18 protein-coding genes are annotated in these 19477 nt (G+C 52.3%); 9 read left to right on the forward strand and 9 right to left on the reverse strand.

Going from position 1 to position 19477, the window contains the following annotated elements:
* Window positions 1-78 precede the first annotated feature (78 nt).
* The 6 genes from LC059_RS02720 (at window position 79) to LC059_RS02745 (ending at window position 6517) form a co-directional block, all read left to right on the forward strand.
* Window positions 79-828, forward strand: a complete 750-nt coding sequence (locus tag LC059_RS02720; RefSeq protein ID WP_226702288.1) for a YfgM family protein — start codon at window positions 79-81, stop codon at window positions 826-828.
* On the forward strand, window positions 825-2018 hold the full coding sequence (bamB, locus tag LC059_RS02725) for an outer membrane protein assembly factor BamB (protein WP_226702289.1): 1194 nt from the start codon (window positions 825-827) through the stop codon (window positions 2016-2018). Before LC059_RS02720 ends, bamB begins: the two co-directional genes overlap by 4 nt.
* 154 nt (window positions 2019-2172) lie before the next feature.
* The gene (gene der / locus LC059_RS02730) at window positions 2173-3567 is read left to right on the forward strand and encodes a ribosome biogenesis GTPase Der (RefSeq protein ID WP_226702290.1); all 1395 of its coding nucleotides are present in this window, start codon (window positions 2173-2175) and stop codon (window positions 3565-3567) included.
* Between the two features lie 263 nt (window positions 3568-3830).
* The gene (locus tag LC059_RS02735; protein WP_226702291.1) at window positions 3831-5288 is read left to right on the forward strand and encodes an NAD-dependent succinate-semialdehyde dehydrogenase; all 1458 of its coding nucleotides are present in this window, start codon (window positions 3831-3833) and stop codon (window positions 5286-5288) included.
* A 12-nt stretch (window positions 5289-5300) separates the two neighbouring features.
* On the forward strand, window positions 5301-6020 hold the full coding sequence (gene tsaA / locus LC059_RS02740; RefSeq protein WP_226702292.1) for a tRNA (N6-threonylcarbamoyladenosine(37)-N6)-methyltransferase TrmO: 720 nt from the start codon (window positions 5301-5303) through the stop codon (window positions 6018-6020).
* Entirely contained in the window at window positions 6017-6517 is a 501-nt protein-coding gene (locus LC059_RS02745) for a protein disulfide oxidoreductase (RefSeq protein ID WP_226702293.1), read from the forward strand. The genes tsaA and LC059_RS02745 overlap by 4 nt, the downstream gene beginning before the upstream one ends.
* A gap of 3 nt (window positions 6518-6520) precedes the next feature.
* On the opposite strand, the gene yacG is transcribed toward LC059_RS02745, so the two are convergent.
* The 5 genes from yacG to pilB form a co-directional block, all read right to left on the reverse strand.
* Complete coding sequence (yacG, locus tag LC059_RS02750; RefSeq protein WP_226702294.1) at window positions 6521-6742, reverse strand: DNA gyrase inhibitor YacG; 222 nt, start codon at window positions 6740-6742, stop codon at window positions 6521-6523.
* Between the two features lie 32 nt (window positions 6743-6774).
* Window positions 6775-7389, reverse strand: a complete 615-nt coding sequence (gene coaE / locus LC059_RS02755; protein WP_226702295.1) for a dephospho-CoA kinase — start codon at window positions 7387-7389, stop codon at window positions 6775-6777.
* Between the two features lie 4 nt (window positions 7390-7393).
* Complete coding sequence (locus LC059_RS02760; RefSeq protein WP_226702296.1) at window positions 7394-8278, reverse strand: prepilin peptidase; 885 nt, start codon at window positions 8276-8278, stop codon at window positions 7394-7396.
* A gap of 11 nt (window positions 8279-8289) precedes the next feature.
* On the reverse strand, window positions 8290-9504 hold the full coding sequence (locus tag LC059_RS02765; protein ID WP_226702297.1) for a type II secretion system F family protein: 1215 nt from the start codon (window positions 9502-9504) through the stop codon (window positions 8290-8292).
* Between the two features lie 138 nt (window positions 9505-9642).
* Complete coding sequence (pilB, locus tag LC059_RS02770; RefSeq protein WP_226702298.1) at window positions 9643-11352, reverse strand: type IV-A pilus assembly ATPase PilB; 1710 nt, start codon at window positions 11350-11352, stop codon at window positions 9643-9645.
* Window positions 11353-11859: 507 nt separating this feature from the next.
* Between pilB and LC059_RS02780 the strand changes: the two genes are divergently transcribed.
* The 3 genes from LC059_RS02780 (at window position 11860) to LC059_RS02790 (ending at window position 15140) form a co-directional block, all read left to right on the forward strand.
* The gene (locus LC059_RS02780) at window positions 11860-12294 is read left to right on the forward strand and encodes a pilin (RefSeq protein ID WP_319005067.1); all 435 of its coding nucleotides are present in this window, start codon (window positions 11860-11862) and stop codon (window positions 12292-12294) included.
* Between the two features lie 66 nt (window positions 12295-12360).
* A complete protein-coding gene (locus LC059_RS02785; protein WP_226702299.1) occupies window positions 12361-14274 on the forward strand; it encodes a hypothetical protein in 1914 nt (637 codons plus the stop codon).
* On the forward strand, window positions 14274-15140 hold the full coding sequence (locus LC059_RS02790) for a glycosyltransferase family 2 protein (RefSeq protein WP_226702300.1): 867 nt from the start codon (window positions 14274-14276) through the stop codon (window positions 15138-15140). Before LC059_RS02785 ends, LC059_RS02790 begins: the two co-directional genes overlap by 1 nt.
* A 173-nt stretch (window positions 15141-15313) precedes the next feature.
* On the opposite strand, the gene LC059_RS02795 is transcribed toward LC059_RS02790, so the two are convergent.
* From LC059_RS02795 to LC059_RS02810, 4 genes are read right to left on the reverse strand one after another with little or no spacing between them, the layout of a single operon-like run.
* Window positions 15314-16543, reverse strand: coding sequence for a glycosyltransferase (locus LC059_RS02795; RefSeq protein ID WP_226702301.1), 1230 nt, complete (start codon window positions 16541-16543; stop codon window positions 15314-15316).
* Window positions 16544-16574: 31 nt separating this feature from the next.
* A complete protein-coding gene (locus LC059_RS02800; protein WP_226702302.1) occupies window positions 16575-17483 on the reverse strand; it encodes a glycosyltransferase in 909 nt (302 codons plus the stop codon).
* An 8-nt stretch (window positions 17484-17491) separates the two neighbouring features.
* Window positions 17492-18499 carry a glycosyltransferase family 4 protein gene (locus LC059_RS02805; RefSeq protein WP_226702303.1) on the reverse strand — a complete coding sequence of 336 codons (1008 nt, stop codon included), beginning with the start codon at window positions 18497-18499 and terminating at the stop codon, window positions 17492-17494.
* Window positions 18496-19425: an FkbM family methyltransferase gene (locus LC059_RS02810; protein ID WP_226702304.1), complete on the reverse strand. Its 930-nt coding sequence runs from the start codon at window positions 19423-19425 to the stop codon at window positions 18496-18498. The genes LC059_RS02805 and LC059_RS02810 overlap by 4 nt, the downstream gene beginning before the upstream one ends.
* Between the last annotated feature and the right edge of the window lie 52 nt (window positions 19426-19477).

The following is a 19477-nucleotide window of genomic DNA, read 5'->3' on the forward strand; positions in this document are numbered from 1 at the left end:
GTAAGTTACCGCAGGCGTGTAACCACAAGCTTCAAGACCGAATAAAGAATTGGATTTAAAAGATAAGGCGAATAAGAAATGGCTGACCATTTGACCGAAGAAGAACAGATTGAGTCGCTCAAACGCTGGTGGAAAGAAAACGGTACCGGCATCGTCACTGGTGTTGCTCTGGCGTTGGCCGGTTACTTCGGCTGGCAGTGGTGGCAGGGCAAAGAGCGCAGCGACGCAGAAGCCGCCTCCAACGTGTATCAGGGTTTTGTTGAAGCGATCTCTGCGAACGAGGGCCAGCCGGACAACAAACAGCTGACCACCGCGCAGTCCCTGGCGCGCGAGCTCAAAGACGATTTCGCCGGACGTATCTATGCGGCACAGGCTTCCCTGCAACTTGCGGGCCTGGCTGCACAGAAAAACGATCTGGAAACTGCGGCCAAAGAGCTGCAGTGGGTGCTGGAAAACAGCGATGACGAGGCGCTTCAGCTGGTCGCCAAGCGCCGTCTGGCCGCGGTCAAGGCCGCTCGCGGCGAGACCAAAGAAGCACTGGAACTGGTGCAAGGCGATGTGCCGCCGGCATTCGCTGCGCTGTTTGCGGAAACCCGCGGCGACATCCTGGTACAGCAGGGCGATAAAGAGGGCGCCCGCGCCGCCTACCAGCAGGCTCGTGCCCAGTTGCTGCCCGAGCAGGCGGCTGGCTCTCGCCTGCTGGACCTGAAAATTGAAAACCTGGGTGAAGCGCCGCAGGTTGAGAGCGACAGTGCCTCAGAAGATCAGTCTCAAGACGAGCCGGCAGTGGAAGCTGACCAAGCAGAAACCAATAAGGACGCGCAATGATCGCAATAAAAGCGACGCACACCGGTTTTCGCACGATTGCCGGCAAGACGTTTAACCGGATCGCCGCTGTGGCCCTCGCCGCGGTGATCAGCGCCTGTGCCTCCAACGAGGAAAAGGAAGACACAGATCCCGTCGAACTGACGGAGATCACTGAGAGCGTCCAGCTGCGCGAGGTCTGGTCGCAGAATATCGGCGACATCGACGCACTGCGCTATGCGATGCTCAAGCCGGGCATCATCGACGGCAAAGTGGTCGCCGCCAATAGCGACGGCGACGTTTACGCCTTTGATCGTGCCAGTGGCAAGCGTCTGTGGAAGGTCGATATCGAGCAGTCCATCGGCGGCGGTGTCGGTGTTGGCCTGGGCATGGCGGTAGTTGCGGATTATCGCGGCCGCATTGTGGCCCTGAACCTGAACGATGGCAGCCAGCGCTGGGCTACCCAGTTGGGTGGCGAAGTTGTTTCCACGCCGGCGGTGGGCTCCGGCATGGTGGTGGTGCAGACCGTGGACGGCAAACTGCTGGGCCTGGACGCCAATACCGGTGAACAGCGCTGGCGCCACAATACAGTCCTGCCGGTACTCACCCTGCGCGGTACCGCCAGCCCGGTCATTTCTGCCGGTGTGGTGTTCGCCGGCCTGGATAACGGCAAGCTGATCGCATTGAGTGCTGCCGATGGCCTCACCCGCTGGGAACAGCGTGTGGCCATTCCCCAGGGTACTGCCGAGCTGGATCGCGTAGTCGATGTGGACGGCACCCCACTGGTTCGTGGTGAGCTGGTATTTGCCGCCAGTTATCAGGGCCGTGCCGTGGCGCTTTCCCGCGAAGACGGCCGCGGTTTGTGGGCGCGTGACGCCTCAACCAACCACGGTGTGACGGTTGGTGCCGGTCAGGTGTTCCTGAGCGGCGCCGATGGCAGTGTCCACGCCTACAATGTGGGTAATGGACAAATCCAGTGGACCAACAGCGAACTGCTGCGTCGCCAGTTGAGCGGGCCGGCTTACTTCGGTGATGTAGTGGTAGTAGGGGACCTGGACGGTTACCTGCATGCGCTGGATCCCGCCAACGGCCGCTTTGTGGGCCGCACCCGTATCGACCGCGATCCGGTGCGTATCCCGCTGTTGGCCGATGGCGACCTGCTGTTTGCCCTGTCCGATGACGGTGAGCTGGTGGCACTGCGCCTGGAGCGCTAACTGCGACATACCGGCGCAGGCCGGTATGACGGAAGCAAAACCCGCTAATCCGTAGGAGCCTGCTTGCAGGCGAACCGAACCGCCCGCACTCCTGCGGGCGTTCGTATTTCTGGTCTGGCTCAAGTATTGGGCCAGCTTTTGAGTATTTCTGAATATGTTGCCTGTAATCGCCCTCGTAGGGCGCCCCAATGTCGGTAAATCCACCCTGTTCAACCGGCTCACCAAAAGCCGTGATGCCCTCGTGGCCAACTACGCCGGTCTGACCCGTGACCGCAAATACGGTGAAGCGGAGTTTGACGGCCGCAAAATGATCCTGGTGGATACCGGGGGTATCAGCGGTGACGAAGAGGGCATCGACGCCGCCATGGCCCAGCAGTCCATGCAGGCCATCGAAGAGGCTGATTTCGTCCTGTTCCTGGTTGACTGTCGCGCCGGCCTCACTCCGGCAGACGACATGATCGCCGAGCGCCTGCGCACTCGCTCCAAGCCCACCATCCTGGTGGCCAACAAGGTTGACGGCGTAAACCCGGACATCGCCCTTGCACCTTTCTACGAACTCGGCATCGGCGAACTTTTCCCCACCACCGCCACCCACGGTCGCGGCGTGCGCGCGCTGATGGAACGGCTGGTAGAAGGCCTGCCGGAACCCGCGGAAGAAGACGCGCAGGAAGAAGCCACCGGTATCAAGATCGGCATCGTCGGTCGCCCTAACGTAGGAAAATCCACCCTGGTCAATCGCCTGCTGGGCGAGGACCGTGTAGTGGTCTTTGATCAGCCCGGCACCACCCGCGACAGCGTGTACATCAACTACACCCGCGATGATAAGCCCTACACCATCATCGACACCGCCGGCATCCGTCGCCGCAAAAACGTCAAGGAATCGGTGGAGAAATTCTCCATTGTCAAAACCCTGCAGGCAGTAGAAGACGCTAACGTCGTGGTACTGGTGATCGACGCCAGCGAAGGCCTGGTAGACCAGGACATGCACCTCATGGGCAGCGTTATCCAGGCTGGCCGCGCTCTGGTTGTCGCCCTCAACAAATGGGATGGCCTCGACCCCGACCACCGCGACTTCGTCAAAACCGAACTGGAGCGCCGCCTGCGCTTTGTAGACTTTGCGGATATCCACTTTATCTCCGCACTGCACGGCACTGGCGTCGGCAACCTGTACAAGTCCATCGAGGATGCCTACCAGTCTGCGACCGACAAACTGTCTACCAACCACCTCACGCGGATTCTGCAGTGGGCAGTCAGTGAGCACCAACCACCATTGGTTAACGGTCACCGTATCAAACTGCGCTACGCCCACGCCGGCGGCCAGAACCCACCGGTAATCGTGATTCACGGCAATCAGACCTCACAGGTACCGAATCACTATGTGCGCTACCTGGAAAAAACTTACCGCAAAGCCCTGGATCTCCACGGCACCCCGGTAAAAATCGAATTCCGCACAGGTGACAACCCTTACGCGGGCAAGAAAAACAAACTCAGCGATCGCCAGAAGGCCAAGAAGCGCCGCTTGATGAAGTTTGTGAAGAAGAAAAAATAAAGCGCGGTTGAATAGGGTTGAATCGTTGCTGGGGCGCCGCAATACCCTCTAGGTAAGGGCAGAAAAACTGCGTAAGGCTAGAATTGCGAACAACGATAGTTCGATGCTAAGGCGCAGATGGCTGGTGCAGGTTTGCCAGACCTTCTAAAACAGGGATGTTTTAGAAGAGCCCCCATGGATGGGTTCACGGCGTGTCTGGCAAACCTGCACCAGCCAGCTGTGCCACCACAGCAACTGCTGGCAACCATAAGGACAGACTGACCATGCTTAAACTAAATAACCCCGACCTGCTGCGCAAGCAGTCCTACATCAACGGCCAATGGGTCGACGCCGACTCCGGCGATACCTTCGACGTCACCAATCCCGCCAACGGCGAACACGTCGCCACCATCGCCTCCTGCGGTGCCACTGAGACCCGCCGCGCCATCGAAGCGGCCAACGAAGCCTGGCCAGCCTGGCGCGGTCTCACCGTCAAAGAGCGCGCCAAAATCCTGCGCGACTGGTACAACCTGATTATCGACAACGTCGACGACCTCGCCAGCATCCTCACCGTAGAGCAAGGCAAGCCCCTGGCCGAAGCCAAAACCGAAATTACCTACGGCGCCAATTATCTGGAATGGTTCTCGGAAGAGGCGAAGCGCGCATACGGCGACGTCATCGCCCCTCCCAGCAAAGACAAACGTATCGTCGTCGTAAAACAACCGGTGGGCGTCACCGCCTCCATCACCCCGTGGAATTTCCCCAGTGCCATGATCGCGCGCAAGGTCGCCCCGGCCCTGGCTGCCGGCTGTACCTTCGTCGCCAAGCCGGCCTCTGAGACCCCACTGTCCGCCCTGGCTCTGGCGGTACTGGCTGAAAAAGCGGGTGTGCCCAAAGGCGTGTTCAATGTTGTGATTGGCAAAAGCTCGCGGGAAATTGGTGCCGAGATGACCGGCAACCCGCTGGTACGCAAATTTACCTTCACCGGCTCCACCGCCGTGGGTAAAAAACTGCAGGCCCAGTGTGCCGAAACCATCAAGAAGACCTCCATGGAACTCGGCGGCAATGCGCCGTTTATCGTGTTCGATGATGCCGACCTGGATGAAGCGGTCAAAGGCGCAATTGTGTGCAAGTACCGCAACGCCGGGCAGACCTGTGTCTGCGCCAACCGCATTTTTGTACAGGAAGGTGTGTACGAAGAATTTGCCAAGAAATTCACCGCCGCGGTCAATGACCTGAAAATGGGTAACGGGGTGGAAGAGGGCGTGGAAGTCGGCCCGATGATCAATGCGGGTGCGGTAAAAGATGTGAAAGCCCTGGTCGAAGACGCAGTCAGCAAAGGGGCGAAAAACCTCAATGAAGGCGGCCCCAGCGACATGGGTGAGTGCTTCTACACCCCTACGGTACTGTCCGGCGTGGACGACACCATGAAACTGTTCAAGGAAGAGATCTTCGGCCCCGTAGCGCCGCTGTATAAGTTTTCCAGCGAAGAAGAGGCCATTCAAATGGCCAATGACACCGAGTTCGGGCTTGCCTCCTATTTTTATTCCCGCGATATCGGCCGTATCTGGCGTGTCGCAGAAGGGCTGGAGTACGGCATGGTGGGTATCAACGAAGGCATTATCTCCAATGAGATGGCTCCCTTCGGCGGTATCAAGGAATCCGGCACCGGCCGTGAAGGCTCCAAGTACGGCATCGACGATTACCTGGAAATCAAATACCTGTGTATGGGTGGAATTTAGTATGGGTGGCATTTGAACGCGCCGTTAAACATCGTCCCTATCGCCACCACCCACTCGTGCTTCACTGAAAAGTTCGGTATCCCCCGCCAGCCTCTGCTGGCGGACGCCAGCCGCGCGTCCATCGAACTGTTGCCGCCGTTCAATAACCCGGGTGCCGTCGCCGGCCTGGAGCAACACAGCCACTTGTGGCTTACCTGGCAGTTTCATGAGGTGGCCGGCCAGTGGTCTCCCAAGGTCCGCCCCCCGCGCCTGGGTGGAAACAAAAAGCTCGGTGTATTTGCGACCCGCTCTCCCTTCCGCCCCAATAATATTGGCCTGTCAGTGGTCCGCCTGATTGAAGTGCGCACGCAGCCCGGGGTGGAATTGATCGTAGCCGGCGCTGACCTGCTGGACGGCACACCCATCCTGGATATCAAACCCTATATCCCCTATGCCGACAGCGTCCCAGTTGCCATCAGCGACTTTGCCGAGTCTGCGCCGCAGGCTGCAAGCGTTTATATTCCGGATCAAATCGCACGCATTGCGCAGGAATATCGGGACAGCTGGGGCACAGACCTCCTGGCGTTGATCCATCAGGTGCTTGCGCAGGACCCCAAGCCTGCCTACCAGCAACCGGATCCCGAGCGGCTTTACGGCATGGAGCTCTGTGGATTCAATCTGCAGTGGCGCTACCGGGAAGATGAAATTCAGGTGGTGGGGCTTAGCCCGCTCGAACAAGGAAAAGAATCGTGAATGTCCGCCGCACCCTTTGGTCCCTGACAAAGTTCGTGGTTTTGGCGGCTATCGTCGTGAGTGCGGTTTCCTGGTACCACAGCCGCAATATGCCTAAAGGCGAGGCTCCGGACCTGTTGGCCCCGGATATCAATGGCCTACCTGTCAGCTTGCAGAACATGGCAGCAAAGGGCCCGGTACTCATTTACTTCTGGGCCACCTGGTGCGGATACTGCCGTGTGGTTTCCCCGGCGGTTTCCGAGCTGGCAGAAGATCACCAGGTTATTTCCATCGCCCTGCAATCCGGCACGCCGGAAGAGGTGGCCACTTACCAGCAGAAGCACAACCTCAACTTCCGTACCATCAACGACCCGTCGGGCGCGCTCAGCGCCAGCTGGGGGTTACAGGTAACCCCAACAATCGCGATTGTGGACAGGGAAGGCGGGGTGAACGCAGTGACGTCGGGAATGACATCCAAATGGGGATTGAAAGCCAGACTTTGGCTGGCTGATCGCTGAGGCTCAGTGGCGCGTCTTGGTAGGATCCAGGTCCTCACTCATCACATCATCAAACACCGGCTGCCCCGGAATCTTGTGCCCCTCGCTGGCCCACTCGCCCAGGTCAATCAGCTTGCAGCGCTCGCAACAAAACGGACGGTAGGGGTTCTTGGAACTCCATTCCATCGGCTTCTTGCAGGTAGGACAGGCGACGCTAGGAGTGTCAGTAGTGGTGCGGTCAGACATAAAAACAGCTATTGCGACAATTATTGCGGTAGTTATTGAGAGCAGGCGGCCAGTTGAATGTACTTCTGGTGAAGCGCGTCCACCTGCGCATTGAGTGAGTCGAGCGAGCCGCTATTATCCAGAATATCGTCCGCCTTTGCACACCGCTCCGCTCGCGGTAGCTGTGCCGCCATGATCTTGCGGATCTGCTCTGCGGAGTTGGCATCACGCGCACTGGCACGCTGGAGCTGAAGTTCCTCGGGGATGTCCACCACGCAAATACGCTGTACCAGTTCAGACTGGCTGGTCTCTATTAGCAGGGGAGATTCCAGAATAGCGTAAGGTGCGGGGTGGGTGCTCGGGCTGGCGGCGAGGGATGAAATGATCTCCTCGCGAATCAAGGGGTGCGTCAGCCGTTCGAGCCAGCGCCGCTCCGCAGGGTTATCAAACACCAGCTTGCGCAGAGCCGTCCTGTCCAGTGAGCCGTCCGCCTGAATCACAGCACCGCCAAAGTGCTCCTCAATCGCAGCTAGTGCCGGCCGCCCGGGCTCCACGACAATACGTGCAGCCTGGTCCGCGTCCACCACATTCACCCCATGGTGCCGAAACCGCGCTGCCGCAGCGGACTTGCCACTGCCGATGCCACCAGTCAGGCCTACGGTAAACACGGTGTTAGCTACTCAGCCCGGAGATGCGGAAATACCAGCCCATAATCTGCTCACCCCACAACATGGCAATCCAGGCCGCGCCGGCGAGATAGGGGCCGAAGGCGATAGGCAGGTTCTTGTCGCGACCGGAAATCAGCGTCCACAGAATGCCTACGAGGGCACCAACTGCAGCAGATAGGAGAATTACTAACGGCAATATTTGCCAGCCAAACCAGGCACCGATGGCCGCAAGAATCTTGAAGTCTCCCGCACCCATGCCTTCCTTGCCAGTAATCAGCTTGAATATGTGAAACACACTCCAGAGCGCCAGATAGCCAGCGATGGCCCCGATCACCGCATCCTGTAGCGGTGCGAAAACGCCCCAGATATTGATCAGCAGACCGGCCCACAACAGCGGCAGGGTGATGTTGTCGGGCAACAACTGCTTGTCGAAATCGATCCCCGTCAAGGCGATCAGCGCCCAGGTAAAAAACACCCCGGCCAGCGCCTGCCAGGTAAAGCCCAGTTGCCAGACCACAATGGCGGTAAGAATGCCCGTGGCCAGCTCCACCAGCGGGTAGCGCTTGGAGATGGGGGTCTCGCAGTTGCCGCACTTACCGCGCAGCAGCAGGTAGCTGACGATGGGAATATTCTGCCAGGGCTTGATCACCGTCTCACACTTGGGGCAGTGGGAGTGGGGCAGTACCAGGTTGTAGGTTTGTTCCAGCTCTTTCTGGTCGTCAGCCGAAGGCGTCTTTTCAAAGTAGCTGTAAAAGTCCTGCTGGTATTCCCGTTCCATCATGATGGGTAGGCGGTGAATGACCACGTTGAGGAAGCTGCCGATCAGCAGGCCTAAAATAAAAGCGCTGCTAATAAGCAGCGCTGGGTGGATAAAGGATTGCTCGAGCATAAGTAGACTTGTTAGATAACCTGGCCCAGTTGGAAAATAGGTAGGTACATGGCGATCAGCAGTCCGCCCACCAATATGCCCAGAACCGCCATGATCATTGGCTCGAGTAGCGTCGTGAGGTTGTCTACCAGATTGTCCACGGCCTCTTCATAGAAATCCGCCGCCTTCGCTAGCATTTCATCCAGTGAGCCCGATTCTTCACCGATCGCAGCCATTTGGACCAGCATGGATGGGTATAGGCCGGATGCACGCATAGCGCCATTTAAGGGAATACCTGTGGCAACGGAGTCACGAATTTTTAGGGTAGCTTCTTCGTAAACCACGTTACCGGTTGCCCCGGCAACGGACTTTAGCGCGTCGATAAGCGGCACACCCGCGGCAAAGGTAGTCGACAATGTCCTGGCAAAGCGGGCAGCGATAGAGTTGTAAGTGATTAAGCCCAGAATAGGTAGCTTCAGCATCAGTTTGTCGAAGAAGTTAGCCACTTTGGTGTTGCGCTTTTTGACCTCCAAAGTGCCGCCAACGCCGACAATTATCGATACAAATGCCAAAAGCCAATTTGCCTGCATCCATTCGGATATATTGAGGACAAAAAGGGTGAATGCAGGGAGGTCTGCACCAAAACTGGAAAAAGTCTCAGCAAACTGTGGTACCACCTTAACCAGCAAGATTGCGGTTACTACGATGGCAACAACCACGACAGCAATGGGGTAAGTCATTGCTTTCTTGATTTTCTTCTTGAGGGTTTCTGTTTTTTCTTTATAAGTGGCAATTCTGTCAAGCATGGTCTCCAAAGCACCGGACTGCTCTCCAGAGGCTACAAGATTGCAAAATAAATCATCAAAATAGAGAGGGTGCTTTCTCAGTGCTTCAGCAAACGCGGTACCTGAGGCCACATCGTCACGGATTTTAAAGATCAACTCCTTCAGGCCGTCATTATCCAGGCCATCGGCTACGATCTCGAAACTCTGCACCAAGGGCACACCGGCTTTCATCATGGTCGCCATCTGTCGAGTAAAAATAGCGATATCACCCGGACTCACCTTTTTTTTACCTCCGAACAGTGGCTTGGGCTTTTTTTGGACCTTATTTGCAATGATCCCCTGGCGGCGCAATTGGGCTTTGATAAGAGCAGGGCTAGTACTACTTATCTCCCCTTGAACCTTATTGCCTTTGACATCCACGCCTTTATAAACATAAGCGACTGCAGTGGCGGCTTTGGCCATGGTGCTCTTCCCGTTGATCTTTCTATTGGAGTCTGGTCGACTCCACAAAATTTAATTATTCGTCTGTTCGTCGTCTAGCCTTCCGGAATCTCTCCGGAATGCAGTTGTCTTACTCTGGAGCTGGATACTCGCTCAAATTTAATCTTTAGTCACCCGGTTTGCTTCTTCCAGGCTCGTAACCCCCATCACCACTTTGCGCAAAGCCGATGTCCGCAGGTTATTAAAGCCTTCTTTGCGGGCCTGGTCGGCAATCTGAATAGAGTTTCCACCTTCCATTATAATGCGCGAAATTCCATCGGTAATGCGAACCACTTCATACACACCGACCCGTCCCTTGTAGCCTTTTGAGCAGTGCTCACACCCTACTGGCTGGAAAATTTGCCAATCGCTTTGGGGGATGGTGACCGCGTCAAAACCTTCCGCTTTCAGTACTTCGTCTGGTAGTTGTGCGGGCTTTTTGCACTCGCCGCATAGTCTGCGCGCTAGCCGTTGCGCGATAATGACGCTGACAGAGGTTGCGATATTGAAAGTTGGGACGCCCATATTCATCAGACGGGTTAGAGTCTCTGGCGCCGAGTTTGTATGCAAGGTCGACAGCACCAGGTGTCCCGTTTGTGCTGCTTTGATGGCAATTTCCGCCGTTTCCAGATCTCGGATTTCCCCCACCATGACGATGTCTGGGTCCTGGCGGAGGAAGGATCGAAGCGCTTCGGCGAAGTTCAGGCCCACCTTGGCAGAGACGTTGACCTGGTTGATCCCCTCCAAGTTGATCTCCACCGGGTCTTCTGCGGTTGAGATATTCCGCTCCGGGGTGTTCAGGATATTCAGGCCGGTATAGAGCGATACCGTTTTACCCGATCCAGTGGGGCCGGTAACCAGAATCATACCCTGCGGTTGCGCCAGGGCATCCAGGTAGATCTTTTTCTGTTCCTCTTCATAGCCCAAGGCGTCAATACCCAGCTTGGCTGAAGACGGGTCCAGAATCCGCAGTACGATTTTCTCGCCCCACAGGGTCGGGAGGCTGTTAACCCGAAAGTCAATGGCCTTGGTCTTCGACAGCTTCATCTTGATGCGGCCATCCTGGGGTACGCGGCGCTCGGAAATATCCATTTTGGACATCACCTTCAAGCGGGCAGATATCCTCGAGGCTAGCTGAATTGGCGGGCGGGCCACCTCGTGCAGCACGCCATCAGTGCGCAGTCTTACACGGTAGGACTTTTCATAGGGTTCGAAATGAATGTCCGATGCGCCGGTACGGATCGCATCCAGCAGCACTTTGTTCACAAAGCGTACGACCGGGGCCTCATCGCCACCGGGGTCACTTTCATCGTCACGGCTCTGTTCTCCACCCTCTACATCCAGTCCGTCGAGGTCATCGTCATCCAACCCTTCGAGGCCACCACCAATGTCACTGTTGGACAAGAAGCTTTCGATCGCCTTGCTGAGCTTGTCCGCTTCAACCAGAACAGCATCGGTGTTTAGGCCGGTGTTGAAGTTGATTTCGTCCAGCCCGGCCAAATTGGTAGGGTCCGCAACCGCCACGAACAGTCGGTTACCGCGTTTGTAAAGCGGGAGGGCAAAGTGCTTGCTGATTAATTTTTCGTCAACTATGTCTTTGGGGAGAAGATCAAAGTTGTAGCTGGAAAGATCAAATAATGGGCTGCCGAAAGCCATTGATGCAATATTGGCGAGCTCCCGGCTTTTAACCAGCTTGGCCTCCACCGCGTGCTGGGCAAAGGTTTGCCCCTCGCGTTTGGCGGCCTTTATGGCAGACTGGGCCGTCGCCTCGTCTATGGCATTGTCAGAAACCAGCCGCTTGGCTAGGCCGCTCAGTGGAGTGCTGCTCATGGGGGACCGTTAGAATGAGTGCTGAATTTGTTATCTTTGTTTAAATTGTGTTCTTAAATGCCGGTCAGCAAAGAGAATTTGCTATTGGCAGGCGCTCCAATATAGCGAATAAGCATCCGCCAGCCAATGATCCTGTAGAGCCATTCCCGCAAGCTGTGAACTGGATAACTTCCTATTCATTTACCGCGCTGCCAAACGCTATCGCCGGTATCACTTTGGATTCAGTATGCGCTACCCAGTAACAGGAAAATCGAACAACAGAGTTTCAGCTTCAGGTGCTCGCCATTCTCGCGAGCCGTGACAATTTACGTCACTACATCCCGTTGTTTATTTAAAAATTGAACGATCTGCTCATTTATCGCTCTGCAGAAGTATGACTTTCCTCCCAGACTGCGTCGCAAGGGTAATTTCTACGCTTGCGCGTTTTGCCACATTACGGGTATCGTAAACGCCGACTTCCTCACGGGATTTCACCTTACAACAACAGTCTGTATGGAGACGGTTATAATGAAAAAGCAACAGGGCTTTACACTTATCGAACTGATGATCGTGGTTGCGATTATCGGCATTCTGGCCGCAGTAGCACTGCCGGCTTATCAGGATTACACAGCGCGCGCGCAGGTTACCGAAGCGGTAAACCTGATGGGTGGGCTGAAGAGCACCGTAACTGAAATTTACACCACTGAAGGTGAGTTCACTGACGCCAACAGCGGTGATTTGGGTATTCCTGCTGCAGCCGACGTTACTGGCGACAAAGTAGACAATGTTGAAGTTGCTGGCGGTGTTATCACTGCTACTATGCAGTCTACCGGCGTTGCCGAAGCCATCCGTGGCGCGACTCTTTCAATGAGCCCGGTTACCAATGCTGGTTCTATTGACTGGGTATGTAAGCCTGGCACCATTGACAACAAGTACCTGCCTTCAGAATGCCGCAGCATCTAACTTGTAGATAGTTGTAAGCGAGAGGCCGCTCTGGGAAACCCTAGAGCGGCTTTTTTATTGTAAAAAATGAAAGTTGTAAGTAATTCATTATTCCCCGCATTGATGTGGCCGGTCGCGATTCTTGTCGTTGTTGCTATTTACCTACACGGTGTTAATGGCCCGTTTCTATTTGATGATTTCGCCAATCTCGATGCGCTGGGTGCCCACGGTGGTGTAAATGACTGGCAAAGTCTATGGCTTTATCTCTCGCAAGGAGATGCCGGTCCTACGGGCAGGCCTGTATCGCTTCTTAGCTTTTTAATTGACGATAATTCATGGCCTTCCAGCCCGGAAAGTTTTAAGTATACGAATATTCTGATTCATGCACTGAACGGTTGTTTGGTGTTCTGGCTGCAATTATTGCTATTGCAGCAAAGTCCGCGGCAAAATTTCCGAGAAAAACATTTCTATATAGCCTTGGTGGCTTCGTTGCTCTGGCTGCTCCACCCGCTGTTTACGTCGACCGTCCTGTATGTGGTCCAGCGGATGGCAATGCTGTCGGCTACCTTTGTGCTAGCGGGATTATTATCTCATATCCTGTTCCGCTCTCTGATTGAGTCTCGCCCAAAGGCGGCATACGCTGGGATGACGATTAGCCTCGGATTCTGGGGCGCCCTTTCAGTTTTGAGCAAAGAAAACGGCGTTTTACTCCCGGCCCTTATCCTGGTGCTAGAGTGCTCCGGTTTTCGAGCGAATGACAAGCTGTCGCGAGCATGGATTATCAGTTTTCTCGTTGTGCCAACGATTATCATCCTGGGGTATCTACTTAGTATTCCGCTCAAGCAGGGCTTTTTTGTGGAATGGCCCTCCCGGGGTTTCTCTCCATTCGAGCGCTTGATTACCGAGAGTCGCATACTTTGGGACTACTTTTTCCGGCTGTACGCCTTCAGAGTGGAAGGTAGCGGTCTATTTCACGACAACTACGCCGTTTCTCGCTCACTGGTTGACCCTCTGGTAACCTTGCCGGCAATAATTGGTATTCTTCTATTGGGATATCTTTGTGTAATCCAAAGAAAAAGATGGCCGCTGCTTTCTCTGGCGTTAAGTTTCTATTTTGTCGGTCACCTCATTGAGTCAACCACAGTCAGTCTTGAGTTGTACTTTGAGCACAGAAACTATCTGCCCGCGATATTCCTGTTTTTACCGGTAGCGGCAGGATTACAGTGGCTCACCGGTTGGATAAAGCCCGTGACCACTGGTTTGGTATTACTGACGGTCACATTTCTTCTGCTGAATCGGGTAAATTTATGGAGCGATAGCGTTTCTTTGGCCTCATCCTGGGCAAAGGAGGCTCCCCATTCTGTACGGGCTCAGCGTTCCGCCGCGATAGCACTTACACAGGCGGGGCGCGTTGAGTCAGCGCTCGATGTGTTGAATCAAGCATTTGAAAAGCACGCCGAGGAGCATTCTATTTTGATGCATAGGATGCTGCTGAAGTGTTCTTTGGGGCAGAACATAGCTCAGGATAAAGTGTTGCTCTTAGAAATCTCACGACACGCACCTTTTAACCCTAAATTAACCAATATGATCGACGTTTTTCTTTCCGCCTCGAAAGGAAATGGATGCCAGTCTCTGAACCCCGAATACTCAAAAGAGTGGATTTCTGCGTTGATGACTAATCCAGTGGCTCGCTCCTCTGGAGGGTTTCGGCACCAACTCTACTTCTTCCGTGGTGTCATAAGATCTTATGAGAAGGATGGGGATGGGGCGAAATCTGACTTTGTTCACGCTATCAAGTTACGGCCAAGAGTTGGCGTGTTTCTGCAGTCCGCAGCGGTGTTAGCTACGGACGGAAACTGTCGCTCAGCGCTTAATTTGATTTCGGAGCTCGAAGATCCGCTAATTCACAGCGGGAATAATTTCAATAAAGATTACTATCAAAGTGAGCTAAAAATACTCACGGCTAAAATACAAGATAGTTGCAAGTTGGACATTCAGTAATGGAAAACAAGATTTCTCTGAGTATCGTTATTCCGGCAAAAAATGAAGCGGACAATCTCAAAGAGTGGCTGCCGAAGCTGGCTGAATGGGGTAAGTTTGATGAGCTGATTCTGGTGGATGATGGCTCGGATGACGAAACGGGTGCCGTCGCTAATTCTTTTGGTGCAAAGGTGGTCAGGCACCAGACCAGTCTCGGCAATGGCGCCTCGATTAAACGTGGATTCCGTGAAGCAAAAAGCGACTGGGTTCTATTTATGGATGCGGATGGACAGCATCGGCCGGAAGATATTCCCAAGCTACTGGATAAAGTAAATACGGGTGGGTTTGATATGGTCGTTGGCTCACGTAATGCAGGTGGGCAGGCGAATAGGGGGCGGTGGTTGGCGAACTCATTTTATAACTGGTTTGCAAGCCTGATTTCGGGGCAGAAAATCGTCGACCTTACCTCCGGTTTTCGGGTGGTCCGGGCAGAAAAGTTCCGTCAATTTCTTTCACTGCTCCCAAACGGATTTTCTTACCCTACGACCAGCACGATGGCGTTCTTACGCAGTGGGTATCAGGTTGATTTCGTGCCGGTGAATGTAGAAAAGCGTGGAGGTAAAAGTCATATTCGTCCGATTAAAGATGGGTTACGCTTTTTGGTGATTATTTTCAAGGTGGCGACACTCTTTTCCCCGTTGAAAGTATTTTTGCCAGTATCCGTAGTTTTTTTCCTTCTTGGGGTTGTTCGCTATATTTACACATATATCGATATGGGTACGTTTACGAATATGTCCGCCCTGTTAATGGTGACGAGTGTTCAAGTGTTTCTAATGGGGCTGGTTTCCGAGCAGATTACCGCACTAATGTATAAAGGTGTGAAGTAATTAGAGGGGTATGCCTGTTGCAGTAGTCAAAAAATAATTGGTCGTTGCAGTCAGGCAGCAAACATTGATTTCGCTAAAGCGCCCACGATCGACTTCTGAGTCATTCGTATATGCGCTTGCTGACGGATGTGACGTTTCGGGAGGGTTCAACTCAACGTCCTGGGGTTCAGTGATCAGTTAATGGCGCGTGAGAATACGTTTTTATACTTGCTCACAATTCCATTCCAGAGAAAATTTTTTTCTACATGTTCTTTGCCGCGCTTCCCCATTTCTGAAGCCTTCTGGGGATTGGATAAAAGGTAAAGCAGTTTTTCACAGATAGCTGCCGGATCGCGTTCTGGAACTAGAAACCCAGATACGGAATCTTCTACTATATCTGAAATCCCCCCAGTTCTTGTCGCAATTACAGGCGTTCCAGTGCTTAGACATTCGGCAAAAACGAGTCCGAACGCTTCCTGCCATCCGTTTTCAAGTGTGATAGATGGGCCAACGAGTACATCTGCGTAGCGGTACAGCGTATGAAGCTCAGGATGCGATAACCACCCCTTTAGTTCGATACTGTCTTCAAGATCGTTTTCAGTGATGAATTTTCTGACTTCTTCCTCCGCAGGGCCAGACCCGGCAATGATCAGCTTGATTTTTCGGGTTGTATTGGTCGTTCTTCGCTTAAGTAGCAAGAATGCCTCGCATAAAAAAATCACCCCCTTTTCATCGCTGACGCGGCCTGCAAAAAGTACCGTAAACTGATCCTGATTTCCGGTTTCACTTTGCGCTTCATCTTCGGAAACGGTGTATACCGCGATACCCATTGGAATTTTTTCCGTACTTATGCGCTCTGATATCTGCTGAACTGACCTTTCCGTTGCGCTACTGTTTACAACGACACTAGTTGCATTTTCCAACGTCCAGCGCTTAATGGCTTTAAACAGTTTCCCTTGCAAGCCAAATATATCCCCCCCGTGAACGGTAACAACTACCGGAATTTTGAGGAGTTTTCCAACTAAAACTGCTATGAATCCTTGCGGGATAATCCAATGAGCATTGATTAGTATAGGTTTTTGACGCTTTGCGATAGTCAGGGTGTGTATGAATAGGCTAGCTAAAAAAGCCAGTAGTTTAGCCGCATATAGAGGCCTCAATCTGATAAGTTGAGTGGCCGATTTTACATAGGTGATATTCTGGCCGGATTCTACTGGCCAATACCTGAAGCGTTGAATATCTACGCCATCCACTCTTTCACGAATTCTCGAGTTAATATAATGCGGTGCTAGAATTTTGATGGAAAGATTGGCGCTTTTCAGATGCTTACAGAAGTCCAATACGAAGGACGGTGTTGGATCATCTTTCCATCTTGGTAGCGTTGATGTCATTACCAGAATGTTGCACTTGTGGTTGTCGTTCATTCTTGAACTCGGCTGAAGTGGGCGAAAATCTTTAGTTATGTGGATATGGTGTTGATTTTATTTTAATGTCGCGAGCTTTTTTTAGCTGGGGATCATCAATAACTGCGAGCTTGCCACCCCTTAGTAGCGCGGATATCGGTGTTAATGATTTGAAACGCACGGATCTTAATACAGAGCGTACAAAGAGATGTATGCCACGGAACAGTAGCAGCGAGAATTGATCCGCTTTGTTTTTTGCAAGTTTTCCTGATAGTCGAAGATGCGCGACAACAATTCGCGACTCGTAAAATATGGATCCCACTTTGCTAGCCGAAGACCCATCGTGAATCACGAGTTTCTTAGGAATATGTGCAAACGCGTTTTCTCCGAGCTTGAAAGCAAGTGCCGTATCTTCTCCATACATGAAGAAGTCTTCATCAAAAAGAGGAGGCGATACTCGGTTTTGCGCGATAAGCAAACAGCAGCCGCTTGGGTACGGGAAGCTCCCAAATAATGGCGCTGTCGTTATCAGTCCGCTAATTCTCTGGTAGTACATTGTCCCAGTTATGGAGCCGCCGTGATCAATGCTGGGGTAGGCAATAAAGCACTTAGGTCTTTTATATAGTTCTTCCGCAAGCAAAGAGATTGCTTTAGGTAGCAAATATGCGTCATTGTTGATGAGCAATACCCAGGCTTCAGGTGAGGTTTCCGCAATTAACCTTAGTCCATGATTTACACCAATAGCAAAGCCCAGATTTGCACGGCTTATGTGTATCTGGACTTTGGGATTATGGCGCAATAGCGCATCCAGCTCTTTAGTTGAAGCGCCATTGTCCTCTGAGTTGTCTAAAACAAGAATCCAATCAACATCTTGACTCAAGAGTGATTCGATACATCGTGCCGTGAGTGAAGCATCTCTGTAATTTATTATCAATCCGACTACAGGGTTTGGAAATTTCATGCGGTAACTTAGATGAGTGAGTTGAGTAGCTGAAGGTAGCTGTCAAGAATGGTATCTTCAGAAAACACGCTTTTTGCGATTTTTCTTGCGTTTAGCCCCATTTCTTCGCGCAGCTCATGGTTTCTGCCGAGATCGGATATGGCGGCAACGAATTCTTGCACATCATCTTTTTCGCAAAGCACTCCTGAATGGTTGTGGGATATAACTTCCGGAAGCGCGCTACCGTTAGTTGCAACAACCGGCTTTCCGCAGGCATGGGCTTCTAGCGCAGAGTATCCAAAACCTTCTAGTCGGCTTGGATATATTAAAATGTCTGATTGGTTATAAAAATTTACCAATTCAACTTCTGATTTCAGGTGTCCAACTGAGCGTATATTTGTAGGTAGACTGGCGGCAAGCTTGCCATTTCTTTTGCCTGCTGTCGTTAAAAGTAAGAAACGATCCCCCAGGGATTGCATGATTTCTGGAAGTAAGTCAGCCCCTTTTCGTGTGGACCAGTTTCCCGTAAACGCTAACGTTACTTTTGATGACGGTTTTCTTGGTTGAGGACGAAAAAGGTTTGTGTCAATCCAGTTGTGGATGACGGAAATATCCTTTGTGCCAAAATTTTCCCGATACGAATCCGCAGTATAGTGGCTAACCGCAACTATTTTGTCGCTCTTAATAAGTGACTCTTTTTCGTATTTATGTAATAGCGTGTTGTGATACATTCTCTGTCCGACCGACTTGTATGGGGCAAGTATTTTGTCAAAGACACAATGATGGGCCACGCAAATTAGTGGGATTGATGGGTGCTTAAAATGAAAGGCATTCCAGCTATTGGCAATTATCAAGTTTGTGTTTTTGGGGATATTTTTCTTGATTAGGAACGGGGCCAATTCATATAAGTGATTGAACCAGGTTATACTCGCGTTCGCCCCACGGCGATTAAGTGCTTGGCTGAGTCGAATTGTATATATGTCTGCGCCACTTCCGGCGCGAACAGCTGGCAGCCAAATATTGAGGTTCTTTGTCATGATGCTTTTTTATTAAATATAAATGCTCCGAGCACACCGTATTCTTTAGCTATTGAAAATTCTTTTAGGTCTTTCAGGGTTCCTTCTTTGCGAGAGCGATCTTGCGCTTCTGTAGTACTCCACGGCCAGTCGTAATAGCGATCGACCCAGTTTGCGCTCTCAAATCCGGCTTCAGCGAGAATGCTAAAAATCTCTTCCAGTTCATGGCGTTCGAGAAAAACACAGTGGAGTTCGATAAAAATGAGCCTTACTGATTTTAGTATCTCTTTAGATCCACGTAGAGCTAAGAGTTCTCCTCCCTCAATGTCCATTCTCAGTACAGTTGGTTCAATGCCGGTTTTCTTTGCAAAGCTATCGACTCGAACTCCACTTACATTAACCTTCTCTGAGAGTTGCAGGCACTCTCTTGGCACGATGGTGCCCCAGTTGGATACTTCCGAACGGTAGAACTGCAGTGCTTTATCGCTATCGCTTGCCGCGGCATGCGTCATTGTTACCGGTGAAGCTAGTTTAGCGCCATTTTGTTTCGCTAACTCGTAAAGCTCGGGATCTGGTTCGAAGCCAAAAATTTTACAATTCCCGCTTAGTGCTGTGTTTGCTACAGTGATGTAGTAGCCCAAGTTTGTGCCTACATCGAAAATGATGTCGCCTTCCTGAAGATGTTGTTGATATAGCTTGGTAGATAATGGCTCATGAACTCCATACAGCAATAGCTCCTCTTTTATACCCGCAGTACGCTCTGGTAAGCTCAGTATATGCCCATGAACTAGTGCTTCAGAGCTATTAAGTCGGTTCGCATAAGCTATTTTTTTCATTGCATGACGATACATGCCGAGATCGTGTAAGCGCTTAAGGTAACCCAGTAGTCCCTCAGATTTTATTGATTCAATAATTTTTTTGGAGCGCTTCATAATTTTTTCGTTCATCTGTCTGCTCTCGTGTATGTTCTTTCCATTCAAAGCCACATGTTTTTGGGTG

This window comes from Microbulbifer elongatus (assembly GCF_020524885.1).
In the GTDB taxonomy this organism is placed as follows: domain Bacteria; phylum Pseudomonadota; class Gammaproteobacteria; order Pseudomonadales; family Cellvibrionaceae; genus Microbulbifer; species Microbulbifer elongatus_A.